The organism is Pseudomonas sp. VA159-2 (assembly GCF_024126635.1).
GTDB lineage: Bacteria > Pseudomonadota > Gammaproteobacteria > Pseudomonadales > Pseudomonadaceae > Aquipseudomonas > Aquipseudomonas muyukensis.
Window position 1 is genome coordinate 35461 of sequence record NZ_JAMYBV010000028.1, and the last position, 26482, is coordinate 61942.

General features: G+C 65.1%; 26 protein-coding genes and 1 pseudogene. 21 read left to right on the forward strand and 6 right to left on the reverse strand.

The features are described 5' to 3' along the window. Positions 1-2: 2 nt before the first annotated feature. The 7 genes and pseudogenes from dut (at position 3) to NJG22_RS21150 (ending at position 5284) form a co-directional block, all read left to right on the forward strand. Positions 3-458, forward strand: a complete 456-nt coding sequence (dut, locus tag NJG22_RS21120; RefSeq protein WP_253097480.1) for a dUTP diphosphatase — start codon at positions 3-5, stop codon at positions 456-458. A gap of 140 nt (positions 459-598) precedes the next feature. Next, positions 599-1966: pseudogene (locus NJG22_RS21125) on the forward strand (phosphomannomutase/phosphoglucomutase); the annotation flags it as partial. 30 nt (positions 1967-1996) lie between these two features. Further along, on the forward strand, positions 1997-2902 hold the full coding sequence (gene argB, locus NJG22_RS21130; protein ID WP_134689199.1) for an acetylglutamate kinase: 906 nt from the start codon (positions 1997-1999) through the stop codon (positions 2900-2902). 239 nt (positions 2903-3141) lie between these two features. Then, complete coding sequence (locus NJG22_RS21135) at positions 3142-3822, forward strand: CsgG/HfaB family protein (RefSeq protein ID WP_217851761.1); 681 nt, start codon at positions 3142-3144, stop codon at positions 3820-3822. Positions 3823-3849: 27 nt separating this feature from the next. Further along, on the forward strand, positions 3850-4218 hold the full coding sequence (locus NJG22_RS21140) for a DUF4810 domain-containing protein (protein ID WP_253097482.1): 369 nt from the start codon (positions 3850-3852) through the stop codon (positions 4216-4218). 35 nt (positions 4219-4253) lie between these two features. Further along, positions 4254-4874: a DUF799 domain-containing protein gene (locus NJG22_RS21145; protein ID WP_253097523.1), complete on the forward strand. Its 621-nt coding sequence runs from the start codon at positions 4254-4256 to the stop codon at positions 4872-4874. A gap of 203 nt (positions 4875-5077) precedes the next feature. After that, complete coding sequence (locus NJG22_RS21150) at positions 5078-5284, forward strand: hypothetical protein (protein WP_253097484.1); 207 nt, start codon at positions 5078-5080, stop codon at positions 5282-5284. A 56-nt stretch (positions 5285-5340) separates the two neighbouring features. Here the strand turns inward: NJG22_RS21150 and pyrE are convergent, their stop codons facing one another. Next, positions 5341-5982 (reverse strand): orotate phosphoribosyltransferase, encoded by a 642-nt coding sequence (pyrE, locus tag NJG22_RS21155; RefSeq protein WP_217851740.1) that lies wholly within the window; start codon positions 5980-5982, stop codon positions 5341-5343. 80 nt (positions 5983-6062) lie between these two features. Here pyrE and NJG22_RS21160 point away from each other — a divergent pair, with 80 nt between their 5' ends. After that, positions 6063-6842, forward strand: a complete 780-nt coding sequence (locus NJG22_RS21160) for an exodeoxyribonuclease III (RefSeq protein ID WP_186653056.1) — start codon at positions 6063-6065, stop codon at positions 6840-6842. Between the two features lie 125 nt (positions 6843-6967). Here the strand turns inward: NJG22_RS21160 and rph are convergent, their stop codons facing one another. After that, the gene (gene rph, locus NJG22_RS21165) at positions 6968-7690 is read right to left on the reverse strand and encodes a ribonuclease PH (RefSeq protein ID WP_110991997.1); all 723 of its coding nucleotides are present in this window, start codon (positions 7688-7690) and stop codon (positions 6968-6970) included. 231 nt (positions 7691-7921) lie between these two features. On the opposite strand from rph, the gene NJG22_RS21170 reads away from it, so the two are divergent. Next, positions 7922-8785 (forward strand): YicC/YloC family endoribonuclease, encoded by an 864-nt coding sequence (locus NJG22_RS21170; protein ID WP_253097487.1) that lies wholly within the window; start codon positions 7922-7924, stop codon positions 8783-8785. Between the two features lie 13 nt (positions 8786-8798). Further along, positions 8799-9419, forward strand: coding sequence for a guanylate kinase (gene gmk, locus NJG22_RS21175; RefSeq protein ID WP_253097489.1), 621 nt, complete (start codon positions 8799-8801; stop codon positions 9417-9419). Positions 9420-9555: 136 nt separating this feature from the next. Here the strand turns inward: gmk and NJG22_RS21180 are convergent, their stop codons facing one another. The 3 genes from NJG22_RS21180 to NJG22_RS21190 form a co-directional block, all read right to left on the reverse strand. Then, entirely contained in the window at positions 9556-11097 is a 1542-nt protein-coding gene (locus NJG22_RS21180) for an APC family permease (RefSeq protein WP_253097498.1), read from the reverse strand. A 112-nt stretch (positions 11098-11209) separates the two neighbouring features. Continuing rightward, positions 11210-11983, reverse strand: a complete 774-nt coding sequence (locus tag NJG22_RS21185; protein ID WP_253097500.1) for a gamma-glutamyl-gamma-aminobutyrate hydrolase family protein — start codon at positions 11981-11983, stop codon at positions 11210-11212. 4 nt (positions 11984-11987) lie between these two features. After that, complete coding sequence (locus tag NJG22_RS21190) at positions 11988-13331, reverse strand: glutamine synthetase family protein (RefSeq protein WP_253097524.1); 1344 nt, start codon at positions 13329-13331, stop codon at positions 11988-11990. A 246-nt stretch (positions 13332-13577) separates the two neighbouring features. Here NJG22_RS21190 and NJG22_RS21195 point away from each other — a divergent pair, with 246 nt between their 5' ends. The 5 genes from NJG22_RS21195 to NJG22_RS21215 all read left to right on the forward strand — a co-directional run bounded on the left by NJG22_RS21195 (position 13578) and on the right by NJG22_RS21215 (position 18280). After that, positions 13578-14453, forward strand: coding sequence for a LysR family transcriptional regulator (locus tag NJG22_RS21195; RefSeq protein ID WP_253097501.1), 876 nt, complete (start codon positions 13578-13580; stop codon positions 14451-14453). Between the two features lie 209 nt (positions 14454-14662). Further along, complete coding sequence (gene rpoZ / locus NJG22_RS21200) at positions 14663-14926, forward strand: DNA-directed RNA polymerase subunit omega (protein WP_008091595.1); 264 nt, start codon at positions 14663-14665, stop codon at positions 14924-14926. Between the two features lie 59 nt (positions 14927-14985). Next, positions 14986-17094, forward strand: coding sequence for a bifunctional GTP diphosphokinase/guanosine-3',5'-bis pyrophosphate 3'-pyrophosphohydrolase (gene spoT / locus NJG22_RS21205; protein WP_217851727.1), 2109 nt, complete (start codon positions 14986-14988; stop codon positions 17092-17094). A gap of 23 nt (positions 17095-17117) precedes the next feature. After that, complete coding sequence (locus NJG22_RS21210; protein WP_253097503.1) at positions 17118-17498, forward strand: RidA family protein; 381 nt, start codon at positions 17118-17120, stop codon at positions 17496-17498. 56 nt (positions 17499-17554) lie between these two features. Next, positions 17555-18280, forward strand: a complete 726-nt coding sequence (locus NJG22_RS21215) for a hypothetical protein (RefSeq protein WP_253097506.1) — start codon at positions 17555-17557, stop codon at positions 18278-18280. 153 nt (positions 18281-18433) lie between these two features. Here the strand turns inward: NJG22_RS21215 and NJG22_RS21220 are convergent, their stop codons facing one another. Continuing rightward, positions 18434-19291 (reverse strand): SDR family oxidoreductase, encoded by an 858-nt coding sequence (locus tag NJG22_RS21220; RefSeq protein WP_253097508.1) that lies wholly within the window; start codon positions 19289-19291, stop codon positions 18434-18436. Between the two features lie 191 nt (positions 19292-19482). On the opposite strand from NJG22_RS21220, the gene exbB reads away from it, so the two are divergent. From exbB to NJG22_RS21250, 6 genes are all read left to right on the forward strand, one after another. Then, entirely contained in the window at positions 19483-20463 is a 981-nt protein-coding gene (exbB, locus tag NJG22_RS21225) for a tonB-system energizer ExbB (protein WP_253097510.1), read from the forward strand. A gap of 3 nt (positions 20464-20466) precedes the next feature. Beyond that, positions 20467-20895 (forward strand): TonB system transport protein ExbD, encoded by a 429-nt coding sequence (gene exbD / locus NJG22_RS21230; RefSeq protein ID WP_134689183.1) that lies wholly within the window; start codon positions 20467-20469, stop codon positions 20893-20895. Then, positions 20892-21626, forward strand: coding sequence for an energy transducer TonB (locus NJG22_RS21235; RefSeq protein ID WP_253097512.1), 735 nt, complete (start codon positions 20892-20894; stop codon positions 21624-21626). Before exbD ends, NJG22_RS21235 begins: the two co-directional genes overlap by 4 nt. Before the next feature lie 94 nt (positions 21627-21720). Then, on the forward strand, positions 21721-22647 hold the full coding sequence (locus NJG22_RS21240; RefSeq protein ID WP_134689181.1) for a hydrogen peroxide-inducible genes activator: 927 nt from the start codon (positions 21721-21723) through the stop codon (positions 22645-22647). Between the two features lie 4 nt (positions 22648-22651). Further along, the gene (gene recG / locus NJG22_RS21245) at positions 22652-24730 is read left to right on the forward strand and encodes an ATP-dependent DNA helicase RecG (RefSeq protein ID WP_253097514.1); all 2079 of its coding nucleotides are present in this window, start codon (positions 22652-22654) and stop codon (positions 24728-24730) included. A gap of 78 nt (positions 24731-24808) precedes the next feature. Next, positions 24809-26218 (forward strand): aminoacyl-tRNA deacylase and HDOD domain-containing protein, encoded by a 1410-nt coding sequence (locus tag NJG22_RS21250; protein ID WP_253097516.1) that lies wholly within the window; start codon positions 24809-24811, stop codon positions 26216-26218. Positions 26219-26482: the final 264 nt, after the last annotated feature.

The window sequence follows — 26482 nt, forward strand, 5'->3', positions numbered from 1 at the left end:
CCATGCACGCTCTTCAAGCCAAGATCCTCGACCCACGCCTGGGCTCGGAATTCCCCCTCCCGCAGTACGCCACCCCTGGCTCGGCCGGCCTCGACCTGCGCGCCCTGCTCAAGGAGGACAGCGTCCTCGAGCCGGGCCAGACCCTGCTGATCCCCACCGGCCTGTCGGTGTACATCGGCGATCCGGGCCTGGCGGCGATGATCCTGCCGCGTTCGGGCCTGGGCCATAAGCACGGCATCGTGCTGGGCAACCTGGTCGGCCTGATCGACTCGGACTACCAGGGCGAGCTGATGGTCTCCTGCTGGAACCGCGGCAACACCCCGTTCACCATCACCGTCGGCGAGCGTATCGCCCAGTTGATCCTGGTGCCGGTGGTGCAGGCGCACTTCGACATCGTCGAGCAGTTCGACGAGACCCAGCGCGGCGCTGGCGGCTTCGGCCACTCGGGTACCCGCTGAGCCGTCAGCCGACCGTCGGGGCCATGGATGGCGAACTCTCTGGCGAAAGCACCGTCCAAGCGTTCAGTTTGTGCCTGCCCAGAAGCCTTTGAATACTTGGAGTCCCAGAGATGAACGACATGGCCCAGCTGGTCCCCGCACTGCCCGACAGCATCTTCCGCGCCTACGACATCCGCGGCGTGGTCGGCAAGACCCTGCACGCCGAGACCGCCTACTGGATCGGCCGCGCCATCGGCGCCCAGACCCTCGCCCAGGGCGAGCCGCAAATCTCGGTTGGCCGTGACGGTCGCCTGTCCGGCCCGATGCTGGTCGAGCAACTGATCAAGGGCCTGGCCGACGCCGGTTGCCAGGTCAGCGATGTCGGCCTGGTGCCGACCCCGGCGTTGTACTACGCGGCCAATGTGCTCGCCGGCAAGTCGGGCGTGATGCTCACCGGTAGCCACAACCCCTCCGACTACAACGGCTTCAAGATCGTCATCGCCGGCGACACCCTGGCCAACGAACAGATCCAGGCCCTGCTGACCCGCCTGAAGACCAACGACCTGTCCCGCGGCGAAGGCCGTGTCGAGAAGGTCGAGATCCTCGAGCGCTACTTCCAGCAGGTCACCGCCGACGTGAAGCTGGCCAAGCGCCTGAAAGTGGTGGTCGACTGCGGCAACGGCGCTGCCGGGGTGATCGCCCCACAGCTGATCGAAGCCTTGGGCTGCGACGTGATCCCGCTGTTCTGCGAGGTCGATGGCAACTTCCCCAACCACCACCCGGACCCGGGCAAGCCCGAGAACCTGGTCGACCTGATCGCCAAGGTGAAAGAGACCGGTGCCGATATCGGCCTGGCCTTCGACGGCGACGGCGACCGCGTCGGCGTGGTGACCAACACAGGCAGCATCGTCTACCCCGACCGCCTGCTGATGCTGTTCGCCCAGGATGTACTGTCGCGCAACCCAGGCGCCGAGATCATCTTCGACGTCAAATGCACCCGTCGCCTGACCCCGCTGATCGAACAGCACGGTGGCCGCGCGCTAATGTGGAAAACCGGTCATTCGTTGATCAAGAAGAAGATGAAGCAGACCGGCTCGCTGCTGGCCGGCGAGATGAGCGGGCACATCTTCATCAAGGAGCGCTGGTACGGCTTCGACGACGGCATCTACAGCGCCGCGCGCCTGCTGGAGATCCTCAGCAAGGCCGAGCAGGACGCCGAAAGCCTGTTCGCCGCGTTCCCGAACGATATTTCCACGCCGGAAATCAACATTGATGTGACCGACGAGGGTAAATTCAGCATCATTGATGCTCTGCAACGCGACGCCGACTGGGGCGCTGCCAACCTGACCACCATCGACGGTGTGCGGGTCGACTACCCCCACGGCTGGGGCCTGGTCCGCGCCTCCAACACCACACCGGTGCTGGTGCTGCGCTTCGAGGCCGACAGCGAGGCGGAGCTCGACCGTATCAAGGCTGTATTCCGCACGCAGTTGCTGCAGGTCCAACCAGGCCTGCAACTGCCGTTCTGACGACTATCCGTTCCTTACCTGGAGCCCTGCATGACCCTCGATCGCGATGCCGCTTCCCATGTAGCCGAGGTTTTGTCCGAAGCACTGCCATACATCCGCCGCTTCGTCGGCAAGACCTTGGTGATCAAGTACGGCGGCAACGCGATGGAGAGCGAGGAGCTCAAGACCGGCTTCGCCCGTGACATCGTGCTGATGAAGGCCGTTGGCATCAACCCGGTGGTCGTGCACGGTGGCGGCCCGCAGATCGGCGACCTGCTCAAGCGCCTGTCGATCGAGAGCCGCTTCGTCGATGGCATGCGCGTCACCGACGCGGCGACCATGGACGTGGTGGAGATGGTCCTCGGCGGCCAGGTCAACAAGGACATCGTCAACCTGATCAACCGCCATGGCGGCAGCGCCATCGGCCTGACCGGCAAGGACGCGGAACTGATCCGCGCCCGCAAGCTCACCGTCACCCGCCAGACGCCCGAGATGACCACCCCGGAAATCATCGACATCGGTCACGTCGGCGAAGTCGAGAGCGTCAACACCGACCTGCTGAACATGCTGGTCAAGGGCGACTTCATCCCGGTGATCGCGCCGATCGGCGTGGGCGCCAACGGCGAGTCCTACAACATCAACGCCGACCTGGTGGCGGGCAAGGTGGCCGAGGCGCTGAAAGCCGAGAAGCTGATGCTGCTGACCAACATCGCCGGCCTGATGGACAAGCAAGGTGAAGTCCTGACCGGCCTGACCACCGAGCAGGTCAATGAGCTGATCGCCGACGGCACCATCTACGGCGGCATGCTGCCGAAGATCAAATGCGCGCTGGACGCCGTCCAGGGCGGGGTCAACAGCTCGCACATCATCGACGGCCGCGTGCCCAATGCCGTGCTGCTGGAGATCTTCACCGACAGCGGCGTGGGCACCCTGATCACCAACCGCAAGCCGCGCTGATCCAGCCGGACGCAGACCGCAGGAGCTGGCTGGCGAAATAGGCGCCGCAGTGCATGGCATCGGCTACGCCGGTGTTCGCCGGCAAGCCGGCTCCTACGGGTTGTATTGACACAGGCAAACAGATGGCCCAAGGCCATCAACCTTCATCTTTGATCATCAAGAATCCCGGTAAACTGCCGAAACAACGTGGCAGAATGCACGCTCGTTGCAAATAGTTTCTATTTACCTGGAGAACACGCGTGAAGTACGCATCACAAGGACTCGTGCTGGCAGCCGCCCTGGCTGTCGGGTCCATCGCCGGCTGTGCAACTGAAACCTCCACTGCTGTTGCCGTGCAACAGGTCGAAAGCGTCAACCGCCCCTACAGCGGCGTGCGTACCCCCATCGCCGTGGGCAAGTTCGACAACCGCTCCAGCTACATGCGCGGCATCTTCTCCGACGGCGTCGACCGCCTCGGCGGCCAGGCCAAGACCATTCTGATCACCCACCTGCAGCAGACCAACCGGTTCAACGTGCTGGACCGCGACAACATGGGCGAAATCCAGCAGGAAGCCGCCATCAAGGGCCAGGTCCAACGCCTGAAGGGCGCCGACTTCGTGGTCACCGGCGACGTCACCGAGTTCGGCCGCAAGGAAGTCGGCGATCACCAGCTGTTCGGCATCCTCGGCCGCGGCAAAACCCAGATCGCCTACGCCAAGGTGGCGCTGAACATCGTCAACATCAGCACCTCCGAAGTGGTGTACTCCAGCCAGGGCGCGGGCGAATACGCCTTGTCCAACCGCGAAGTCATCGGCTTCGGCGGCACCGCCAGCTACGACTCGACCCTCAACGGCAAGGTCCTCGACCTGGCCATGCGCGAAGCGGTGAACAAGCTGGTCGGCGCCGTCGAAAGCGGCCAGTGGAAACCCCAGGCCCAGTAACGCGAACAACCCAAGGAAGACCGTTCGATGAAGATCACCTCCCCGGCCCTGCGTACCGTCGCGGGCCTGTTACTGGGCGGCGCCCTGCTGTCCGGCTGCAATACCCAGAAACCCCTGTACCAGTGGGAAAGCTACCAGCCGCAGGTCTACAGCTACCTCAAGGGCGACGCCAAGGAAGAACAGGCCATCGCCCTGGAGCGCGACCTGGAGAAGATCAAGGCCAAGAATGGCGCCGTGCCGCCGGGCTATCACGCCCAGCTTGGCCTGCTCTACTCCAGCCTGGGCAAGGATGACCAGATGATCCAGCAGTTCCGTACCGAGAAGGCGCTGTTCCCCGAATCGGCCAAGTACATGGACTTCCTGATGAGCAACGCCAGCAAAGGGGCCAAGCAATGATCAAGCACCTGTCCCGCCTGATCGTCGGCGCCTGCATGCTGGCGCTGTTCGCTGGCTGCGCCGAGCGCAAGAGCATCGACTACTCGGCCTACAAGCAGAGCCGGCCGAAATCGATCCTGATCCTGCCGCCGCTGAACGAGTCGCCGGATGTAAAAGCCACCTACAGCATGCTGTCCCAGGCTACCTACCCACTGGCCGAAGCCGGCTACTACGTGATGCCGGTCGCCCTGGTGGACGAGACGTTCCGCCAGAACGGCATGACCACTCCGGCCGATATCCACCAGCTGCCAGTGGCCAAGCTGCAGGAGATCTTCGGTGCCGATGCCGGCCTGTATGTCACCGTCAGCGACTACGGCACCCGCTACATGATCCTCAGCAGCGCGACCATCGTCACCGCCAACGCCAAGCTGGTCGACCTGAAGACCGGCGCCACCCTGTGGACCGGCAGCGCCACCGCCTCGAGCGAGGAGGGCCGGCAGAACCAGGGCGGCTTGATCGGCATGCTGGTAGCCGCCGCGATCAACCAGGTCATCAGCAGCGTGCAGGACGATGCCGGCTACCCGATCGCCGGCATCACCAGCGCACGCCTGCTGTCGCCGTACCCTAACGGCGGCATCTTGTACGGGCCACGTTCGCCGAAATACGGTACCGATTGACCGATAACGGTAGGAGCCAGCCTTGCTGGCGAACCAGGCGACGCGGTTAATGGCACCGGCTACGCCGGTGTTCGCCGGCAAGCCTGCTCCTGCGGCTCGTGTCCGCTTTAGAACCATCCCACAGCAATGCCGGACAGGTACTACAACACCTGTTTTCATCGCCTGATTAGCATGGACACTTCTCACCCATAGGAGGTCCAGCGATGAAAAAAGACGAGGTGCCCTACGGCAGCGATGTCTCCGCAGGTAGTTACGCGTGTGCGGACTGCGGCTACGAGTACGCCAACCAGAGCAAGCGGTCGTTGCCGCCCTGCCCCGACTTCAAGGTCATCCCCCATCCCAAGCGCGCATGGAAAATCCTTACGGGCGCCGGCGATGCCGAGCGGGATCCCTACCCCAACGGCCGTTGAATCACCGGCATGAAAAAGGCGACCCTCAGGTCGCCTTGTTCATTGCCGCCGCTGCGTCAGATACCGTACTGGGCACGGTAGGCCTCGACCGCAGGCAAGTGCTGCTTGAGTTGCGGGTCGTCGGCGAGGAACTCCAGCACCTGGGTCAGCGAGACGATGCTGACCACTGGGATAGCGAAGTCGCGCTCGACTTCCTGAATCGCCGACAGCTCGCCATTGCCGCGCTCTTCGCGGTTCAGCGCGATCAATACGCCGGCGGCCTTGGCCTGCTGGGCGTTGATGATCTGCATGACCTCGCGGATAGCGGTACCGGCGGTGATCACGTCGTCGATGATCAGCACGTCACCGGCCAGCGGGGCGCCGACCAGGCTGCCGCCCTCGCCGTGGTCCTTGGCTTCCTTGCGGTTGAAGCACCATGGCACGTCGAGCTGATGCTGTTCGGCCAGGGCCACCGCAGTGGCAGCCGCCAACGGAATACCCTTGTAGGCCGGGCCAAACAGCACGTCGAAGGGGATCTTGCTGTCGACGATGGCCGCGGCGTAGCAACGCCCCAACTGGGCCAGCGCGGAACCTGTGTTGAACAGGCCGGCATTGAAGAAATACGGGCTGGTACGCCCCGATTTCAAGGTGAATTCACCGAAGCGCAGAACGCCGCGATCGATGGCAAAACGGATGAAGTCGCGCTGATACGGCTGCATGAAAGGTCCCGGACACCACGGATTTAGCTAAATGTGTTGAGCTCGGGTATCATACACGCACGAGATTTTTGGGGCCATTTATGCGGATCATCAGTGTGAACGTAAATGGCATTCAGGCTGCGGCCGAGCGTGGATTGCTCAGCTGGCTGCAAGCCCAGAATGCCGACGTCATCTGCCTTCAGGATACCCGCGCCTCGGCCTTTGAACTCGACGACCCAGCTTTCCAGCTCGATGGCTATTTCCTTTACGCCTGCGACGCGGAGGTGCCCACCCAAGGTGGCGTGGCACTGTATTCGCGCATGCAGCCCAAGGCAGTCATCACCGGCCTGGGCTTCGAGACGGCCGACCGTTACGGGCGCTACCTGCAAGCGGATTTCGACAAGGTAAGTATTGCCAGCCTGCTGCTGCCTTCGGGCATGAACGGCGACGAAGACCTGAACCAGAAGTTCAAGTTGATGGACGACTTCGCCAAGTACCTGGACAAGCAGCGTCGCAAGCGTCGCGAATACATCTACTGCGGCTCGTTCTACGTGGCGCAGCAGAAGCTCGACATCAAGAACTGGCGCGACAGCCAGCAGGCGGTCGGCTTCCTGCCGCCAGAACGCGCCTGGATGGACGCGATCACCGGCGACATGGGCTATGTCGACGCGCTGCGTGAAGTCAGCCGCGAGGGCGACCAGTACAGCTGGTGGCCAGACAACGAACAGGCTGAGATGCTCAACCTGGGTTATCGGTTCGACTACCAGATCCTCACTCCAGGCCTGCGCCGCTTCGTGCGCAACGCCCGCCTGCCGCGCCAGCCGCGCTTCTCGCAGCATGCGCCGCTGATCGTCGACTACGACTGGACGCTGACCATCTAAAGCATTGGGGCCGCTTCGCAGCCCTTTCGCGACACAAGGCCGCTGCTACACGATTCGCGGTAGGAGCGGCCTTGTGTCGCGAAAGGGCCGCGCAGCGGCCCCAGCTTTTTCAGATCAGCTCGAAATCAGTCGGCCAGGGCGGCGTTCTGCAGCTCGAAGATCTCGCCCATGCCTTTTTGCGCCAGCGCCAGCATGGCGTTGAAGTCTTCAGGCTGGAACGGCGCGCCTTCGGCGGTGCCCTGCACCTCGATGAAGCCACCGGCGCTGGTCATGACCACGTTCAGGTCGGTCTCAGCGGCGGAGTCCTCGAGGTAGTCGAGGTCCAGCACCGCCTCGCCCTGGTACATGCCCACCGACACCGCGGCGATCATGTGCTTGAGCGGGTTGCCACCCTTGAGGCCACCGCGCTTCTTGATCACCGCCAGGGCATCGCACAGGGCGACCATGGCACCGGTGATCGAGGCGGTGCGGGTACCACCATCGGCCTGGATCACGTCGCAGTCGACGTACAGGGTGATGTCGCCGAGCTTGCTCATGTCCAGCGCGGCGCGCAGGGAGCGGCCGATCAGGCGCTGGATCTCGAGGGTGCGGCCGCCCTGCTTGCCACGGCTGGCCTCGCGCTGGTTACGCTCGCCAGTGGAACGCGGCAGCATGCCGTATTCGGCGGTCAGCCAACCTTGACCCTGGCCTTTGAGGAAGCGGGGAACACCATTTTCGACGCTGACCGTGCAGATGACCTTGGTGTCACCGAACTCGACCAGTACCGACCCCTCGGCGTGCTTGGTGTAGTTGCGGGTAATGCGGATCGAGCGGAGCTGATCGGCGGCGCGACCACTTGGACGTTTCATCTGGGATACCTGTACCGGGACATTTGAATCTGCCGAGCATTATAGAGCCCGACGCCCGGTGAAGACATGCCTATCGTCGCGCCCGCGCTACCTGTCGCCTTTTCCCATGCCCGCGTAAGCCTGCCGCTAGCATGGGGTGGATTGGGCGCCCGGGCCGCACTGCGCTACAATCCTGCGCCTTGCAGCCGGAAGGCTCTCCCCCGTTCACCTGAATTCGCGAGGTACGCCCCCATGGTGCACAGCATGACCGCATTTGCCCGTGTCGAGCGCGCGGGCAGCCAAGGCACCCTGGCCTGGGAACTGCGCTCGGTCAACCACCGTTATCTCGAGCCTCACCTGCGCCTGCCCGAGGCCCTGCGCGACCTCGAGGGCGCGGTCCGTGAAGGCCTGCGCCAGGGCCTGTCGCGCGGCAAGGTCGAATGCACCCTGCGCCTGAGCGAAGACAACGCCGGCAAGCCGCTGCAGGTCGACCGCGAGCGCGCCGCGCAACTGGTCGCCGCCGCCGAGACCGTGGCCAGCCTGATCAAGCAACCGGCCCCACTCAATCCACTGGAAGTGCTGGCCTGGCCAGGCGTGCTGGTGGCCGATGCGACCGATCCCCAGGCCCTCAACGCCGAAGCCCTCGCCCTGTTCGACGAGGCCCTGGCCGAGCTCAAGGCCGGCCGTCAGCGCGAAGGCGCCGAACTGGCCCGGCTGATCAACGAGCGCCTGGACAGCATGGCCAGCGAAGTCACCACCCTGCGCGCCCTGGTGCCGCAGATGCTGGCCGCCCAACGGCAGAAGGTCCTCGACCGCTTCAGCGACATGCAGGCCGAACTCGACCCGCAGCGCCTGGAGCAGGAAATGGTCCTGCTGGCGCAGAAGAGCGACGTCGCCGAGGAACTCGACCGCCTCAGCACCCACGTCACCGAAGTCCGTCGGGTGCTCAAGTCCGGCGGCGCCGCCGGCCGGCGCCTGGACTTCCTGATGCAGGAGCTCAACCGCGAAGCCAACACCCTCGGCTCCAAGGCGTTCGACCCGCGCAGCACCCAGGCGGCGGTCAACCTCAAGGTGCTGATCGAACAGATGCGTGAACAAGTACAGAACATCGAGTAAGGCCACCCCTACCATGAACCATAGCAGCGGCACCCTCTACATCGTCTCGGCCCCGTCCGGCGCCGGCAAGACCAGCCTGGTCACGGCCCTGATCAAGGACGACCCGCGCGTACGCGTCTCGGTCTCCCACACCACCCGCGCCATGCGTCCAGGCGAAATCCACGGGGTGAACTACCACTTCGTGGCCCACGAAGCGTTCAAGGTACTGATCGCCAAGGGTGATTTCCTCGAGCATGCCGAGGTGTTCGGCAACTTCTACGGCACCTCGCGCAGCGCGTTGCAGGAAACCCTGGACCAAGGCTTCGACCTGATCCTGGAAATCGACTGGCAAGGTGCCCAGCAGGTGCGCAAGCTGATGCCCGAGGCGCGCTCGATCTTCATCCTGCCGCCCAGCCAGGAGGCTTTGCGCCAGCGCCTGGATGGCCGCGGGCAAGACAGCGAGGAAATCATCGCCGGGCGTATGAAGGAAGCGGTCAGCGAGATGGTGCACTACGACGAATACGAGTACGTCATCATCAATGACGACTTCGCCGTTGCGCTGGAAGACTTGAAGGCGGTGTTCCGCTCGAATCGCCTGGCGTTGAAGAAGCAACAGCAGCGCAACAGTGGGCTGCTGAAAGAACTGCTCTGCTGATAGACCGCACGGGGCTGCTTTGCAGCCCTTTCGCGACACAAGGCCGCCCCTACAAGGGATCGCGTCAATATGGACTGATGCGATCTGCTGTAGGAGCGGCCTGGTGTCGCGAAAGGGGCGCAAAGCGCCCCCAGCATTATTCCTGCAGTGGAATGGTCGCCTGCTGACGCAGGGTAGCCCCCAGGAAATACGCCGGCGCCCGCAGGCGGGACAGCATCATCAGCACGATCCCCAGTGCCGAGATGATCGCCGCGATCACGAACACCAGCCCCAGCCCGGCCACATGCGAGCCGCTGCCGAAGTCCGGCGAAGCGCTGTCGATGGCGGTGCGCACGAAGATCACCGACAGAATCACTCCCCCCACCAGCGGGCACACGCCACGCATGAAGAAGTGCCGCACGCTGTCGAACAGGCTGTGGCGGAAATACCAGACACAGGCGAACGCGGTCAGCGAGTAATAGAAGCAGATCATCATGCCCAGCGCGGTGATGGTGTCGGCCAGCACGTTCTCGCTGAGGGTGCGCATGGTCACGTAGAACACAGCCGCGGCGATACCGGCGCAGATGGTCGCGTAGCGCGGCGTCTGCGAACGCGGGCAGACCTTGGCGAAGCGCTGTGGCACGGCACCGTAATAACCCATGGCCAGCAACGTGCGTGCCGGCGACACAAAGGTCGACTGCAGCGAGGCGGCGGTACTGGCCAGCACGGCGATGGACATCAGGATCGCCAGCGGCCCCATGACCGGACCGGCCAGGTGGGCGAAGACGTTTTCCTGGATACGCGGGTTGCCCAGGCCCAGGCCTTGGTCGCTGATCCCGGCGAACTGCAGGGTGGCGATGGCGGTGAGCAGGTACAGGCCGAGAATCAGCAGCACAGTCCAGGTGGCGGCCTTGCCCGGCACCTCTTCGCTACCCACCGACTCTTCGCTGACGGTCAGGCACACGTCCCAGCCCCAGAAAATGAAGATCGACAGCGACAGGCCGGCGGCAAAGGCGGAGAAAGACTCGACGCCAAACGGGTTGAACCAGGCCAGGTCGAACGCCAGCGGCGGTGGCGCGGTGGTTTCACCGAAGGCGGCGAAGGCAAAGCCGACCAGCACCAGCAGTTGCAACGCCACCAAGCCGTACTGCACCGTCATGGTGGTGGCCATGCCGCGGCAGCAAATCCACACCGCCAGGGCGATGAACACGCAACAGGTACTGACGTTGACCAACAGGTTGTCGGCCAGGGCCGCCAGTTCCTGGTTGCCGGTGATCTGCGCGAGGAACAGGTAGAAGAAGTCCACCGCCACGCCGGCCAGGTTGGACAGCACGATGGTGGTGGCCACCACCAGCCCCCAGCCGCCGATCCAGCCGATCATCGGGCCGAACGCACGGGCCGACCAGGTAAAGGAGGTACCGCTGTCGGGCTCCGCCGAGTTCAGCTCGCGATAACCCAGGGCCACCAGCAGCATCGGCAGGAAGCCGACGATGAACACCGCTGGCAGGTGGGCGCCGACTTCGCGCACGGTCGGGCCGAGCGCGCCGGTCAGGGTGTAGACCGGAGCGATGGTGGAGATGCCCAATACAACGCTGGCCAGCAGGCCGAGCCGACCCTTGGCCAAGCCCTTGCTGCGCTGGGTGTTGCCCGAGTCGCACGCCGTGTCGGGTGGGCGGCCGGCTTCTGTGTATTCATTCATGAGTCTGTGCCGTAACTATTGGAATTGTTTTCACAGGCCCGCCGTAGAGGGCCCGCTTTCACTCATTGAAAGCTCGCGGTGGGGCACGGTCATCCAGGACCTTCGGCTAACGTCAGGGTGTTTTCTGACGCGCACCCTCCCGTGCAGCATGGGCAATGCAAGCCTCGCGGAACGCCTCGAACAGGCGCAGCGAAACCGGGTTTTCGGCGAAACGCCATTCAGGGTGCCACTGCACGCCGAGTACAAAGCCCGGCGCGTCAGGCATCGACACCGCTTCGATCAGGCCATCCGGGGCCCGTGCCTCGACACGCAGGCCCGGGGCCAGGCGGTCGATGCCCTGGCTGTGCAGCGAGTTGACCTCGAACTGCGCAGCCAGGCCCAGGCGCTCGAACACGCCGCCAGGCGCAATGCTGACCGGGTGCCGAGGGCCGTACTGCACCTGCAGGGGTGCGTCCTCAGGTTCGCGGTGGTCCAGGTAGCCGGGCAGTTCCTGCACCCGCTGGTGCAGGCTGCCGCCAAGGGCCACGTTCAGCTCCTGGAAACCACGGCAGATGCACAACACCGGCACGCCGGCGGCGATTGCCGCCTGCAGCAGGGGCAATGTCAGCCGGTCGCGCGCCAGGTCGTGGCGAGTGCCTTCCACGCTGGGCGCGCCATTGTAATGATGCGGCTCGACATTTGAAGGCGAACCGGTAAAAAGAATGCCATCCAGGCGTGCCAACAGCGCCTGCGGGTCGCTGCCGCCATCGCGCGCCGGCAGGATCAGCGGCAGCCCGGCGAAGCCTGCGGCCTCGACATACTTGTCGCCCACCGTGTGCGACGAGTTCTTCCCCACCTGCTGACGGCAGGCGCTGACACCGATCAAGGGGACCGCAATTGCGCTCATGGGCTTACACCGTGTGCAGGTACCAGTTGTACTCAAGGTCGGAGATCGACACTTCGAACTCGGCCAGCTCGCTCTCCTTGCAGGCCACGAAGATATCGATGTAGTCCGGGCTGATGTATTGGTTGAGCACTTCGCTGTCATCCAGCGCGCGCAGGGCGTCGCGCAGGTTGTTCGGCAGGCTCTGCTCCAGTTGCTCGTACGCGTTGCCCTCGATCGGCGCGCCCGGCTCGACCTGCTGGGTCAGGCCGTGATGGATGCCGGCGAGGATCGCCGCGAGCATCAAATACGGGTTGGCATCGGCACCGGCCACGCGGTGCTCGATGCGCACGTTGTCGCTGCTGTCGGTGGGCACGCGTACGGCCACGGTGCGGTTGTCCAGGCCCCAGCTCGGTGCATTGGGCACATAGAACTGAGCGCCGAAGCGGCGGTAGGAGTTGATGTTCGGGCAAAGGAAGGCCATCGACGCCGGCATGGTCTCCAGCACGCCGCCGATGGCGTGGCGCAGCGCGTCGCTTTGCAGCGGGTCGTCGTTGGCGAAGATGTTCTTGCCGGTTTTCTTGTCCAGCAGCGAAATGTGCACGTGCAGGCCGTTGCCCGCCTGGCCCGGGTAGGGCTTGGCCATGAAGGTGGTGTCCATTTCATGGTCGTAGGCGACGTTCTTGATCAGGCGCTTGAGCAAGATCGCGTAGTCGCAGGCCTTGAGCGGATCGGCGACATGATGCAGGTTGACCTCGAACTGCGCCGGGGCGCTTTCCTTGACGATGGCGTCGGCCGGCAGGCCTTGTTCCTTGGCGGCCTCGAGCATGTCCTGCAGGCAGTCGGCGTATTCGTCGAGATCGTCGATCAGGTACACCTGGGTCGACTGCGGACGCTTGCCCGAAAGCGGCGAGCGCGGCGGTTGAGGCCGGCCGTTGAGGTTGTCCTGGTCGATCAAGTAGAACTCCAGCTCGAAGGCTGCGCAGATATCCAGGCCCAGGGCATCGAACTTGGCCACCACCTGGCGCAGCACCTCGCGCGGGTCGGCGAAGAACGGCGCGCCGTCCAGCTCGTGCATGGTCATCAGCAACTGGGCGGTCGGGCGCTTCTGCCACGGCTCGTCGGACAGCGTGCCGGGGATGGGGTGGCAGACACGGTCGGCGTCGCCGATGTCCAGGCCCAGGCCGGTGCTTTCGACGGTCGAGCCGTTGATGTCGAGGGCGAACAGCGAGGCCGGCAGGTTGATGCCCTTTTCGTACACCTTGTGCAGGCTGGCGCGCTCGATGCGCTTGCCGCGCACCACCCCGTTCATGTCGGAGATCAGCAGGTCGACGTACTGGGTATCCGGATGGGCATCCAGGAACTCATTCATCTCGCGGGAAGAACTGGCGCACGGGGAGACCGACGTCATGGCTGTACATCCTTCGATTTGGAGCGGCGATGTGGGAACTGCGGATGACGCCTGGTAGGGCGACGATGGTGCTGCTGTTGTTCTTTTCACTGGCCCATCGTTGGGGGCTGGTTGCCGACCGGGTGCATTGATTCCCGGGGGCCGTTTCACTATAAAATGGCCCCCACGCAACAGACATTGGCATTTCGGCAAGCAGAGCGTGCATCGATGCAATATCAGATCAACCATGCGGACCTCGCCCTGGTCCTGGCGCTGGAACGCGGGCGCTCCCTGGCCAAGGCCGCCGAGCTGCTCAAGGTCGACGTTTCCACGGTGTTCCGCTCGATCCGGCGGCTGGAGTCGGCGCTGGGCACCGCGCTGTTCGTCAAGAGCCGCAAGGGCTACCTGCCCACCGACACCGCCCAGGCCCTGGCCGAGCAGGCCGAGCGCGCCGAGCAGGCACTGGACGCCGCGCGTATCGCCCTGACCAGCGGCGAGCAGGTGGTCAGCGGCACGGTGCGCCTGACCTGTACCGAAGCGGTGCTGCACAGCCTGCTGCTGCCGGCACTGGCCGAGTTCATGCCCAACTACCCGGCGTTGTCGCTGGAAATGGGCACCTCCAACACGTTCGCCAACCTCAGCCGCCGCGACGCCGACATTGCCCTGCGCCTGACCAATACGCCGCCGGAGCACCTGGTGGGCCGCTGCCTGGGCTCGACCAGCTACGTGATCTGCGGGCGTGCGCAGCTGCGCGAGCGGCTCGAGGCCTCCCCCGCCAGCGTGCCGTGGATCGCCCCTGACGACTCCATGCAGGACCACGCCACCGTGGTCTGGCGCAACCAGCACCACCCCGGGCTGATCCCGCGCTACCAGTGCAGCGGCATGTCGACCATCGCCCAACTGGTGACCACCGGCCTGGGCGTGGCGGCGCTGCCCGACTACATGGTTCACGCCCTGCCGGGGGTCGAGGCGCTGAGCGGCCCGCTACCGGGCTGCGACACCCAGCTGTGGCTGCTGACCCGCCCGGACTGCCGGGCCTTGCGCTCGGTGCAGACCTTGTTCGAGGAACTGACCCCGCGCCTGCGCGACGCAATGTTGCGTTAACGCGTCAAGGGCGGTTGTGTCGGCGATGGACGGCAGGCTATTGTCGGGCATCGGCGGTGGGCTCCAGTAGCCTGGACCGCCCCCGATAGAGGCGTCTCAGGCACACCCGACAAAACAGCCCTTCCCTATTGGCTGGTGATTTTTTAAACTATCGAGTCCGCCTGCCCATTCTGGGCGCACGCCTACCGCATTTGCTACTGAGGAAGACCATGGCCCGCGTAACTGTTGAAGACTGCCTGGAACACGTGGATAACCGCTTCGAGCTGGTCATGCTCTCGACCAAGCGCGCCCGCCAGCTGGCGACCGGCGGCAAAGAGCCACGCGTTGCATGGGAAAACGACAAGCCGACCGTCGTCGCCCTGCGTGAGATCGCCGAAGGTATCGTCACCCCTGAATTCATCGCCGCCGAAGAGATCGTCACCGAAGATCCGGTGTTCGCCGCATTCGAGGACGAGAACAACGAGGCGGTCTGATTGATGCCCAGTCGACACCGTGCGGCGCAAGGCCCTCTTCTTCAGCAAGAGGTGAACCCATGCCGGGTATAGAAGCCCTCGCCGAACGGCTGTCGACTTATCTAGGCCCCGAACAGGTCAACCTGGTCCGGCGCGCCTACTTCTACGCCGAACAGGCCCACGATGGGCAGCGCCGCCGCAGCGGCGAGCCCTACGTGACCCACCCGCTGGCCGTGGCCAGCATCCTCGCCGACATGCACATGGACCATCAGAGCCTGATGGCGGCCATGCTGCACGACGTGATCGAAGACACCGGCATCGCCAAGGAAGCCTTGAGCCAGCAATTCGGCGAGACGGTCGCCGAGCTGGTCGACGGGGTCAGCAAGCTGACCCAGATGAACTTCGAGACCAAGGCCGAGGCGCAGGCCGAGAACTTCCAGAAGATGGCCATGGCCATGGCCCGCGATATCCGCGTGATCCTGGTCAAGCTGGCCGACCGCCTGCACAACATGCGCACCCTGGAGGTGCTGTCGGGCGAGAAGCGCCGGCGCATCGCCAAGGAAACCCTCGAGATCTACGCCCCCATCGCCAACCGCCTGGGGATGCACACCGTGCGCGTGGAGTTCGAGGACCTCGGCTTCAAGGCCATGCACCCGATGCGCTCGACGTTGATCCACCGCGCGGTCAAGGCCGCCCGTGGCAACCGCAAGGAGATCGTCGCCAAGATCGAGACCTCGCTGGCCAACTGCCTGGCCGCCGACGGCATCGCAGGCGAAGTCAGCGGCCGGCAGAAACACCTCTATGGCATCTACAAGAAGATGCGCGGCAAGCGCCGCGCCTTCACCGAGATCATGGACGTGTACGCCTTCCGCATCATCGTCGACAAGGTCGACACCTGCTACCGCGTGCTCGGCGCCGTGCACAACCTGTACAAGCCGCTGCCGGGGCGCTTCAAGGACTACATCGCGATTCCCAAGGCCAACGGCTACCAGTCGTTGCACACCACGTTGTTCGGCATGCACGGCGTGCCCATCGAAATCCAGATCCGCACCCGCGAGATGGAGGAGATGGCCAACAACGGCATCGCCGCGCACTGGCTGTACAAGTCCAACGAGCAGGAGCAGCCCAAGGGTAGCCACGCCCGTGCCCGTCAGTGGGTCAAGGGCATCCTCGAGCTGCAGCAGCGCGCCGGCAACTCGCTGGAATTCATCGAGAGCGTGAAGATCGACCTGTTCCCCGACGAGGTCTACGTCTTCACCCCCAAGGGACGGATCATGGAGCTGCCCAAAGGCTCCACCGCCGTCGACTTCGCCTACGCGGTGCACACCGACGTCGGCAACAGCTGCATCGCCTGCCGCATCAACCGCCGCCTGGCGCCGCTGTCCGAGCCGCTGCAGAGCGGCTCCACGGTGGAAATCGTCAGCGCCCCGGGGGCCCGGCCCAATCCGGCCTGGCTCAACTTCGTGGTCACCGGCAAGGCGCGCACGCATATTCGCCACGCCCTCAAGCAGCAGCGCCGCTCCGAGTCCATCAGCCTCGGCGAGCGCCTGCTGAACAAGGTGCTGACCGGCTTCGACAGCAGCCTGGAGCTGATTCCCCAGGAGCGCATCCAGGCCATTCTCAGCGAGTACCGCCTGGAGCTGGTCGAGGACCTGCTCGAGGACATCGGCCTGGGCAACCGCATGGCCTATGTGGTGGCCCGCCGCCTGCTGTCCGCCGAGGGCGAGCAACTGCCGGCGCCGGAAGGGCCGCTGGCGATCCGCGGCACCGAGGGCCTGGTGCTCAGCTACGCCAAGTGCTGCACGCCGATCCCGGGCGATGCCATCGTCGGCCACCTGTCGGCAGGCAAGGGCATGGTGGTGCACCTGGAAGACTGCCGCAACATCAGTGAAATCCGCCACAACCCAGAGAAGTGCCTGCAACTCTCCTGGGCCAAGGACATCACCGGCGAGTTCAATGTCGAGCTGCGCGTCGAGCTGGAGCACCAGCGCGGCCTGATCGCCCTGCTGGCCAGCAGCGTCAACGCCGCCGACGGCAACATCGAGAAAATCAGCATGGACGAACGCGACGGCCGTATCAGCGTGGTCCAACTGGTGGTCAGCGTGCGCGACCGCGTGCACCTGGCCCGTGTGATCAAGAAACTGCGCACCCTCACCGGCGTGGTCCGCATCACCCGGACGCGTGCGTAGTCCGCCAACCGCAAGGAGTCATCATGAGCAAGACCGTCATCAACAGCGACAAGGCCCCTGCCGCCATCGGCACTTACTCGCAGGCGATCAAGGCCGGCAACACCGTCTACATGTCGGGCCAGATTCCGCTCGATCCAAAGACCATGGAGCTGGTCGAAGGCTTCGAAGCCCAGACCGTGCAGGTGTTCGAGAACCTGAAGTCGGTTGCCGAGGCGGCAGGCGGTTCGTTCAAGGACATCGTCAAGCTGAACATCTTCCTCACCGACCTCAGCCACTTCGCCAAGGTCAACGAAATCATGGGCCGCTACTTCCAGCAGCCTTACCCGGCCCGCGCCGCCATCGGCGTTGCCGCGCTGCCCAAGGGCGCCCAGGTCGAAATGGACGCCATCCTGGTCATCGACTGATGCTCCCCGGTGACGGGCGTTCGCCCGTCACCCCTTCTTCCGCCAAGGTCCACACCATGCGCCACGCATTGCCTCTCGCACTGGCAGCCCTGCTCCTGGGCGGCTGCGCCAGCCACAAACCCGAAGATTTCAACGGCACCTGGATCAACCAGACGGCCATCGACGCCGCCGCCAAGGGCATCAGCCTGCGCCAGGCGCTGAGCGAGCATGGCCCGGTGTTCGAGTGGAAGATCGACGTCAGCAACCAGCAAGCCAGCTTCAGCAATGGCTTCGAGGCCGCCGACGGGCGCCTGAGCGCTGATGAGAAGAACTGGCAGGTCAACTTCGAGGGCGGCCAGACCGAGCAATTGAAGCTCGATGGCGACGAACTGCAGGCCAGTGACCCTTCCGGCCACCAGCAGACCTTCGCGCGCAGTAAAGCGGCAGGCAACGCGCCCCTGGGCGGCAGCTTCGAGAGGGCGCTGTACCAGGCCTACCTGGGCGGCGACTGGAAGATCGTCGAAGGCCCGGGCAAAGGCGCGGTCGTGCGTTTCAGCGACACCGGCACTGTCACCGGCCTGCCCGGGCCGGACCGCTTCGCGCTGTGCCTGGCGGGCGACTGCGCTGATATGGGCAACGGCAATGACAGTTTGTGGCTGGAACGCAACCAGCGCGGCGCACCTTGGATTTTCAAGCGCGACGGCGATACCCTGGAAATCTACCAGGCTATGAATCTTGCTCAACCCGACGAAAAGCCACAACTGGCCGCAGGTGCGCGGCAGTGGGTACTAGAGAAAGACTGAAGCACGCCTACCTCTGTAGGAGCAGCCTTGTGTCGCGAAAGGGCTGCGAAGCAGCCCCCAGGACTTCAGCTTCGCCACATAGATTTCAGGGGCCGCTTCGCGGCCCTTTCGCGACACAAGGCCGCTCCTACAAGAGCCGCTAGGCCTGTAACTTCAGCCCTTACCTTCCAGGATGGCGGCATAGCCTTCCTTGTAGCTCGGATACACCGGCGCCCAGCCCAAGGCCCGCGCCCGCGCGTTACTGCAGCGCTTGCTGCCGGTACGCCGCACCCGCTGCTCCTCTGACCATTGGGTAACCCCCAGGTACCCCCGCAGCCAGCCAACCACCTCGGCCAATGGCGCCGGGTCGTCATCGACACCGATATAGCAATCATCCAGCGCCACCCCGCGGGCATCCGCCTGCAACAGGTGCGCCAGCAAGCTCGCAGCATCCTCGGCATGAATCCGGTTGCCATACAGCGGCGGCTCCTCGGCCACACGATAGCCCTGGCGTACCTGGCTCAACAGCCACTCGCGGCCCGGGCCATAGATACCGGTCAGGCGCACGATGCTGGCAGGGATCCCGCTATCCAGCGCCAGGCGCTCGGCCTCGAGCATCACCTTGCCGGAATAGCCTTCGGGCGCGGTGGCCGCCGTCTCGTCGATCCATTCGCCGTCCTGCTGCGCATACACGCTGCTGCTGGACACAAACAGCAATCGCCGAGGGTGCTGGCCATTGGCGGCCAGCCAGCCCAGCACATGCCGCAGCCCCTCCACATACGCCGCGCGGTAGCCCGCCTCGTCGTGCTGGCTGGCCGCCACGCAATACACCAGATAGTCCGGCCCGTGCTCAGGCCAGGTGGCCGGCTGGCGGCGATCGGACAGGTCGGCGGCGATCGGCCGCACCCCTTCAGGCAGCTCCCCCACCGCGCGGCGCAGGCCCGCGACCTGCCATCCTCGAGCCAGCAACTGGCGGGCCAGACGGCCTCCTACATCGCCACAACCTACGATCAATGCACTGAGGTCCGACATCATCCCACTCCAAATCCAAAGGTTCACGCTAACCGGATCAACCGATCAGCGGCTAGACAAAGGTTAAAAAAAGCAATCTCTATTCTTTTGTTAACAAGAATTACTTGCAATAATGGCCGCCTTGTCTGTTCTCGGCCTGTTTCGAGGCCTTGAAGAACTCAACCCATTTCTCTTCATCAGGTCCGGCCAGCATGACACGTAATCAACCTTCCGCTTCGCCTACCCCGTCGCGCGCCTGGGGCGCCGTCGCCGCGCTGATGCTCAGCCTGGTCCTGGCCCCGCTGGCCATGGCCGACGAGCCGGCCGCCCAGGCCGCCGCACCGATTGCCGCCAGTGCCCCGGCAGCACCGGCCAGCGAAGGCCAGGCGCCTATCGGCGCGCCGGTCGATGCCAACGCTGCCGCCGAGGGCCAGGCCCCGGCCGCCACTGACGAAAACGTCCAGGCCATGGTCGAGGACACGTCGCTGGGCATGGCCCACGACCTGTCCCCCTGGGGCATGTACAAGAACGCCGACGTGGTGGTGAAGGCCGTGATGATCGGCCTGGCCATCGCCTCGATCATCACCTGGACCATCTGGATCGCCAAGGGCTTCGAGCTGATGGGCGCCAAGCGCCGCCTGCGTGGCGAGATCGCCGCCCTGAAGAAGGCCGTGAGCCTGAAGGACGCCAGCGACGTCTCCAACAAGCCGGGCACCCTGGCCCACACCCTGGTGCATGACGCCCTTGAAGAAATGCGCCTGTCGGCCAATGCCCGCGAAAAAGAAGGCATCAAGGAGCGCGTCAGCTTCCGCCTCGAGCGCCTGGTCGCCGCCAGCGGTCGCACCATGAGCAGCGGCACCGGCGTGCTGGCCACCATCGGCTCCACCGCGCCGTTCGTCGGTCTGTTCGGCACCGTGTGGGGCATCATGAACAGCTTCATCGGCATCGCCAAGACCCAGACCACCAACCTGGCCGTGGTCGCCCCAGGTATCGCCGAAGCCCTGCTGGCCACCGCCCTGGGCCTGGTCGCGGCGATCCCCGCCGTGGTCATCTACAACGTCTTCGCGCGCTCCATCGCCGGCTACAAAGCGCAGGTGTCCGACGCGTCGGCCCAGGTCCTGCTGCTGGTCAGCCGCGACCTCGACCACCAGGGCAGCGAGCGCGCCGCCCCGCACATGGTGAAAGTGGGGTAAGCCATGGGCCTGCATCTCAACGAAGGTGGCGACGACCTCGCCGAAAACCACGAAATCAACGTCACGCCGTTCATCGACGTGATGCTGGTGCTGCTGATCATCTTCATGGTCGCCGCCCCCCTGGCCACGGTCGACATCAAGGTCGACCTGCCCGCCTCGACCGCCAAGCCGGCGCCGAGGCCCGAGAAGCCAGTGTTCGTCAGCGTCAAGGCCGACAAGAAGCTGTATGTCGGCGATGACCAAGTGGCCCAGCCCGATCAGCTTGGCAGCATGCTCGACGCCAAGACCAAGGGCGACAAGGAAACCACCATCTTCTTCCAGGCTGACAAGGGCGTCGACTACGGCGACCTGATGGAAGTGATGAACACCATGCGTGCCGCCGGTTACCTGAAGGTCGGCCTGGTCGGACTCGAGACGGCAGCCAAGAAATGACGAAAACGCGCTCTAACATGGCGCGCTACGCTGGCAGCCTGGCACTCGTGCTGGGTGTGCACGCGGTCGCCGTGCTGCTGACGCTCAACTGGTCGGTGCCCCAGGCCATCGAACTGCCACCGGCAGCGATGATGGTCGAGCTGGCACCGCTGCCCGAGCCCGCGCCGCCGCCACCACCAAAGGCCGCCCCGAAACCACCGACACCGGTCGAGGAACCGCCGCTGCCGAAACTGGCCGAGGCGCCCAAGCCGAAGATCGCCATCCCCAAGCCGCCCAAGCCCAAGGCCAAGCCACAGCCGCCCAAGCCTGAGAAAAAGCCTGAGCCACCGAAGGACGAGCCACCGGCCAAGGACGATGTCGCGGACACGCCGCCGAGCAACTCGCCACCGCAGAAGTCGGCGGCGCCACAGCCAAGCATCGCCTCCAACAGCAACGCCCTGCCGAGCTGGCAAAGCGACCTGCTGCGCCACCTGGCCAAGTACAAGAAGTACCCCGAGGATGCTCGCCGTCGCGGGTTGCAGGGCATCAACCGCCTGCGCTTCGTGGTCGATGCCGAGGGCAAGGTGGTGTCGTACTCGCTGGCCGGTGGTTCCGGCAGCGCGGCCCTGGACCGGGCGACGCTGGAGATGATCCGCCGCGCCGGCACGGTACCCAAGCCGCCAGCAGAGCTGCTGAACAATGGCACGATCGAGGTGGTCGCGCCGTTCGTCTACTCGCTGGACCGACGCTGACGTTTTTGTTTCTGTCACAAAACGGCAAGTCTGATAACGTGCGTCTATCGATTGCAGCCGCTATGCTGGGGCCGCAACTTCATGGACGCACGTTATGACCCTCACCGAACTCCGCTACATCGTCACCCTCGCGCAAGAGCAGCACTTCGGTCATGCCGCCGAGCGTTGCCACGTCAGCCAGCCGACCCTGTCGGTGGGCGTGAAGAAGCTCGAGGATGAACTCGGCGTGCTGATCTTCGAGCGCAGCAAGAGCGCGGTACGCCTGACCCCGGTCGGCGAGAGCATCGTCGCCCAGGCGCAGAAGGTCCTCGAGCAGGCCCAGGGCATCCGCGAACTGGCCCAGGCCGGCAAGAACCAGCTCACCGCCCCGCTCAAGGTCGGCGCCATCTATACCGTTGGCCCGTACCTGTTCCCGCACCTGATTCCGCAGCTGCACCGGGTCGCACCGCAGATGCCGCTGTACATCGAGGAAAACTTCACCCACGTGCTGCGCGAAAAGCTGCGCAATGGCGAACTGGACGCGGTGATCATCGCCCTGCCGTTCAACGAGGCCGACGTGCTGACCCTGCCGCTGTACGACGAGCCGTTCTGCGCGCTGATGCCGGCCGACCACCCATGGACCGCCAAGGACACCATCGACACCGCGCTGCTCAACGACAAGAGCCTGCTGCTGCTCGGCGAGGGCCACTGCTTCCGCGACCAGGTGCTCGAAGCCTGCCCGACCCTGAACAAGGGTGGCGAAGGCGCCAAGCACACCACGGTCGAATCCAGCTCGCTGGAAACCATCCGTCACATGGTCGCCTCGGGCCTGGGCGTGTCGATCCTGCCGCTGTCGGCGGTGCACAGCCATCATTACGCGCCGGGGGTGATCGAAGTGCGCCCGCTGACCGCGCCCGCACCATTCCGTACCGTTGCCATCGCCTGGCGCGCCAGCTTCCCGCGGCCGAAGGCCATCGAGATCCTCGCCGACTCGATCCGCCTCTGCTCGGTGGCCAAGCCGCCCGTGGAACAACCGGCCTGAGCCCATGACCGAGCTGTCGAACGTCCCGGTCACCACGCTCAAGGGCGTAGGCGATGCCATGGCGGAAAAACTCGCCAAGGTTGGCCTGGAGAACCTGCAGGACCTGCTGTTCCACCTACCGTTGCGCTACCAGGACCGCACCCGGGTAGTACCCATCGGCCAGTTGCGCCCAGGCCAGGACGCGGTGATCGAGGGTGTGGTCAGCGGCGCCGACGTGACCATGGGCAAGCGCCGCAGCCTGGTGGTACGGCTGGGCGACGGCAGCGGTTCGCTGAGCCTGCGCTTTTACCACTTCAGCAACGCGCAGAAGGAAGGCCTGAAACGGGGTACCCACCTGCGCTGCTACGGCGAAGCCCGTCCCGGCGCCTCGGGCCTGGAGATCTACCACCCGGAATACCGCGCGCTAAACGGTGACGAAGCGCCACCGCCGGTGGAACAGACCCTGACGCCGATCTACCCGACCACCGAGGGCCTGACCCAACAGCGCCTGCGCCTGTTGTGCCAGCAAAGCCTCGGCCTGCTCGGCCCGCGCAGCCTGCCCGACTGGCTGCCCGACGAGCTGGCCCGTGACTACCAGTTGGCCCCCTTGAGCGATGCCATTCGCTATCTGCACAACCCGCCGGCCGATGCCGACCTCGACGAACTGGCCGAAGGGCATCACTGGGCCCAGCACCGGCTGGCCTTCGAAGAGCTGCTGACCCATCAGCTGTCCCAGCAGCGCCTGCGCGAAAGCCTGCGCAGCCTGCGCGCACCCGTGCTGCCCAAGGCCAGCCGCCTGCCCGCGCAATACCTGGCCAACCTCGGTTTCAAGCCGACCGGCGCACAGCAACGGGTCGGCAACGAGATCGCCTACGACCTCAGCCAGCCAGAGCCGATGATGCGCCTGGTGCAAGGCGATGTCGGCGCCGGCAAGACCGTGGTCGCCGCGCTCGCCGCGCTGCAGACCCTGGAGGCCGGCTACCAGGTGGCGTTGATGGCGCCCACCGAGATTCTCGCCGAGCAGCACTTCATCACCTTCAAGCGCTGGCTCGAACCGCTGGGCATCGAAGTCGCCTGGCTGGCCGGCAAGCTCAAGGGCAAGGCCCGCGCCAGCGCCCTGGAACAGATCGCCGGGGGTGCGCCGATGGTGGTCGGCACCCACGCGCTGTTCCAGGACGAAGTGCAGTTCAAGCATCTGGCCCTGGCGATCATCGACGAACAGCACCGCTTTGGCGTGCAGCAGCGCCTGGCCCTGCGCAAGAAGGGTGTGATGGGCCAGCTGTGTCCGCACCAGCTGATCATGACCGCCACGCCGATCCCGCGCACCCTGGCCATGAGCGCCTACGCCGACCTCGACACCTCGATTCTCGACGAGCTGCCGCCTGGCCGCACCCCGGTGAACACCGTGCTGGTCGCCGACAGCCGCCGCTTCGAAGTGGTCGAGCGGGTCCGCGCCGCCTGCGCCGAAGGGCGCCAGGCCTACTGGGTGTGCACCTTGATCGAAGAGTCCGAAGAACTCACCTGCCAGGCCGCCGAAAGCACCTTCGAAGAGCTGGGCAGCGCCCTGGGCGAGCTGCGCGTGGGCCTGATCCACGGCCGCATGAAGCCGGCAGAGAAAGCCGCGGTGATGGCCGAATTCAAGGCCGGCGCGCTGCAACTGCTGGTGGCCACCACGGTGATCGAGGTTGGCGTGGACGTGCCCAACGCCAGCCTGATGATCATCGAAAACCCCGAGCGCCTGGGCCTGGCCCAATTGCACCAGCTGCGCGGGCGCGTGGGCCGGGGCAGCGCGGTGAGCCACTGCGTGCTGCTCTATCACCCGCCGCTGTCGCAGATCGGCCGGGAACGCCTGGGCATCATGCGCGAAACCAACGACGGTTTCATCATCGCCGAAAAAGACCTGGAGCTGCGCGGCCCCGGCGAGATGCTCGGGACCCGCCAGACCGGCCTGCTACAGTTCAAGGTCGCCGACCTGATGCGCGACGCCGACCTGCTGCCGGCCGTGCGCGACGCCGCCCAGGCCCTGCTGGCGCGTTGGCCGGCGCACGTCAGCCCGCTGCTCGACCGCTGGCTGCGCCACGGCCAGCAATATGGCCAGGTGTGACGCCCGTCCCATTATGGATCCAGCTTGCCGGTCAGGCTGGTTATACTTCGCGTTTAAAAGAATCAATGGATACAGACCATGACTGAAGTTGCCCTGGATACCGCAACCCCACACGCACCGTCTGTCATCCGGCTGTTGCTCGACAAACTCGGCGTGACCTACCGCGAGGTCGCCGAGCACCCTGGGCTGCCAGCCGCCTCGCGGGTGCAGGCGGTGCTGCTCGACGACGAGATCGGCGCACTGATGGTGCTGTTCCCGCACAGCCAGCTGCTGGACCTCAAGCGCCTCGAAGAGCTGACCGGCCGCAAACTGACCGCCGTGCCCCTGGCGCGCCTCAAACAGATGCTCGACAAGCATCACCTCAAGACCCTGCCCGCCATCCCGGCGTTGACCAGCTCGCCGTGCCAGTACGAGAAGAGCCTGCTCGACAACGAAACCCTGCTGATCCAGTCCGGTGAAGCCGGGCTGCTCCTGGAAATCGGCCGCACCGCCTTCAAGAAGATGCTGGCCAAGGCCAGCGCCAGCACCTTCGGCCAGCCGATCAGCGATATTCGCCTGAGTTTCGAGCAGTTGGACGGCCCGCCCAAGGAAGTCATCCGCGCGGTCCAGGCCTTCACCGCCCGGCGCATCCAGCAACGCCTGGAGCAGACCATCGAAATCCCGCCGCTGGCCGACACCGCGCAAAAGATCATCAAGTTGCGTGTCGACCCCAATGCCAGCATCGACGACATCACCGGCGTCGTCGAAACCGACCCGGCCCTGGCCGCGCAGGTGGTCAGCTGGGCGGCATCGCCCTACTACGCCTCGCCCGGCAAGATCCGCTCGGTGGAAGACGCCATCGTGCGCGTGCTGGGCTTTGACCTGGTGATCAACCTGGCGCTGGGCCTGGCCCTGGGCAAGACCCTGAGCCTGCCCAAGGACCACCCGCAGCAGGCCACGCCGTACTGGCAGCAGTCGATCTACACCGCCGCGATAATCGAGGGCCTGACCCGCGCCATGCCGCGCGCCGAACGCCCGGAGGCCGGCCTGACCTACCTGGCCGGCCTGCTGCACAACTTCGGCTACCTGCTGCTGGCCCACGTCTTCCCACCGCACTTCTCGCTGATCTGCCGACACCTGGAGGTCAACCCGCACCTGTGCCACAGCTATGTGGAGCAGCACCTGCTGGGTATCAGCCGCGAACAGATCGGCGCCTGGCTGATGAAGCTGTGGGACATGCCGGACGAACTGTCCACGGCCCTGCGCTTCCAGCACGACCCGGCGTACGACGGTGAGTATGCCGCCTTCCCCAACCTGGTGTGCCTGGCGACGCGCCTGCTGCGCGCCCGGGGGATCGGCTCCGGGCCGCAGGACGAGATTCCGGACGCCCTGCTCGAGCGCCTGGGGCTGACCCGGGACAAGGCCGAAGAGGTGGTGAACAAGGTGCTGGAGGCCGAGGCGCTGCTGCGCGAGCTGGCGTCGCAGTTCCACGCGCCGCACTCGCATTAAGGCCCAGCCCTTTCAAGGTATTGATAATTGGCGTCCGACTTGGACTTGCCGGGGCTGCTTTGCAGCCCTTTCGCGACACAAGGCCGCTCCTACAGGCGACCGCGCCCTCCTGTAGGAGCGGCCTTGTGTCGCGAAAGGGTCGCAAAGCGACCCCGGCAATCTTGAATTGGAGCGGTCATATCCCTGTAGAAGCGCCCCATTCGCTGCACAAGGCCGCGCCTACAGGCGACCGCGCCCTCCTGTAGGAGCGGCCTTGTGTCGCGA

What these genes read in the sequence shown, in the direction of transcription:
- NJG22_RS21185 (WP_253097500.1), bottom strand. Translation starts at nt 11,983, where the DNA reads ATGAGCGCAATTGCGGTCCCCTTGATCGGTGTCAGCGCCTGCCGTCAG.
- gmk (WP_253097489.1), top strand. Translation starts at nt 8,799, where the DNA reads ATGAACCATAGCAGCGGCACCCTCTACATCGTCTCGGCCCCGTCCGGC.
- exbB (WP_253097510.1), top strand. Translation starts at nt 19,483, where the DNA reads ATGACACGTAATCAACCTTCCGCTTCGCCTACCCCGTCGCGCGCCTGG.
- NJG22_RS21140 (WP_253097482.1), top strand. Translation starts at nt 3,850, where the DNA reads ATGAAGATCACCTCCCCGGCCCTGCGTACCGTCGCGGGCCTGTTACTG.
- exbD (WP_134689183.1), top strand. Translation starts at nt 20,467, where the DNA reads ATGGGCCTGCATCTCAACGAAGGTGGCGACGACCTCGCCGAAAACCAC.
- NJG22_RS21215 (WP_253097506.1), top strand. Translation starts at nt 17,555, where the DNA reads ATGCGCCACGCATTGCCTCTCGCACTGGCAGCCCTGCTCCTGGGCGGC.
- NJG22_RS21145 (WP_253097523.1), top strand. Translation starts at nt 4,254, where the DNA reads ATGCTGGCGCTGTTCGCTGGCTGCGCCGAGCGCAAGAGCATCGACTAC.
- recG (WP_253097514.1), top strand. Translation starts at nt 22,652, where the DNA reads ATGACCGAGCTGTCGAACGTCCCGGTCACCACGCTCAAGGGCGTAGGC.
- pyrE (WP_217851740.1), bottom strand. Translation starts at nt 5,982, where the DNA reads ATGCAGCCGTATCAGCGCGACTTCATCCGTTTTGCCATCGATCGCGGC.
- NJG22_RS21240 (WP_134689181.1), top strand. Translation starts at nt 21,721, where the DNA reads ATGACCCTCACCGAACTCCGCTACATCGTCACCCTCGCGCAAGAGCAG.
- rph (WP_110991997.1), bottom strand. Translation starts at nt 7,690, where the DNA reads ATGAAACGTCCAAGTGGTCGCGCCGCCGATCAGCTCCGCTCGATCCGC.
- NJG22_RS21160 (WP_186653056.1), top strand. Translation starts at nt 6,063, where the DNA reads ATGCGGATCATCAGTGTGAACGTAAATGGCATTCAGGCTGCGGCCGAG.
- NJG22_RS21150 (WP_253097484.1), top strand. Translation starts at nt 5,078, where the DNA reads ATGAAAAAAGACGAGGTGCCCTACGGCAGCGATGTCTCCGCAGGTAGT.
- NJG22_RS21220 (WP_253097508.1), bottom strand. Translation starts at nt 19,291, where the DNA reads ATGTCGGACCTCAGTGCATTGATCGTAGGTTGTGGCGATGTAGGAGGC.
- NJG22_RS21210 (WP_253097503.1), top strand. Translation starts at nt 17,118, where the DNA reads ATGAGCAAGACCGTCATCAACAGCGACAAGGCCCCTGCCGCCATCGGC.
- NJG22_RS21195 (WP_253097501.1), top strand. Translation starts at nt 13,578, where the DNA reads ATGCAATATCAGATCAACCATGCGGACCTCGCCCTGGTCCTGGCGCTG.
- dut (WP_253097480.1), top strand. Translation starts at nt 3, where the DNA reads ATGCACGCTCTTCAAGCCAAGATCCTCGACCCACGCCTGGGCTCGGAA.
- argB (WP_134689199.1), top strand. Translation starts at nt 1,997, where the DNA reads ATGACCCTCGATCGCGATGCCGCTTCCCATGTAGCCGAGGTTTTGTCC.
- spoT (WP_217851727.1), top strand. Translation starts at nt 14,986, where the DNA reads ATGCCGGGTATAGAAGCCCTCGCCGAACGGCTGTCGACTTATCTAGGC.
- NJG22_RS21180 (WP_253097498.1), bottom strand. Translation starts at nt 11,097, where the DNA reads ATGAATGAATACACAGAAGCCGGCCGCCCACCCGACACGGCGTGCGAC.
- NJG22_RS21170 (WP_253097487.1), top strand. Translation starts at nt 7,922, where the DNA reads ATGGTGCACAGCATGACCGCATTTGCCCGTGTCGAGCGCGCGGGCAGC.
- rpoZ (WP_008091595.1), top strand. Translation starts at nt 14,663, where the DNA reads ATGGCCCGCGTAACTGTTGAAGACTGCCTGGAACACGTGGATAACCGC.
- NJG22_RS21235 (WP_253097512.1), top strand. Translation starts at nt 20,892, where the DNA reads ATGACGAAAACGCGCTCTAACATGGCGCGCTACGCTGGCAGCCTGGCA.
- NJG22_RS21250 (WP_253097516.1), top strand. Translation starts at nt 24,809, where the DNA reads ATGACTGAAGTTGCCCTGGATACCGCAACCCCACACGCACCGTCTGTC.
- NJG22_RS21190 (WP_253097524.1), bottom strand. Translation starts at nt 13,331, where the DNA reads ATGAATGAGTTCCTGGATGCCCATCCGGATACCCAGTACGTCGACCTG.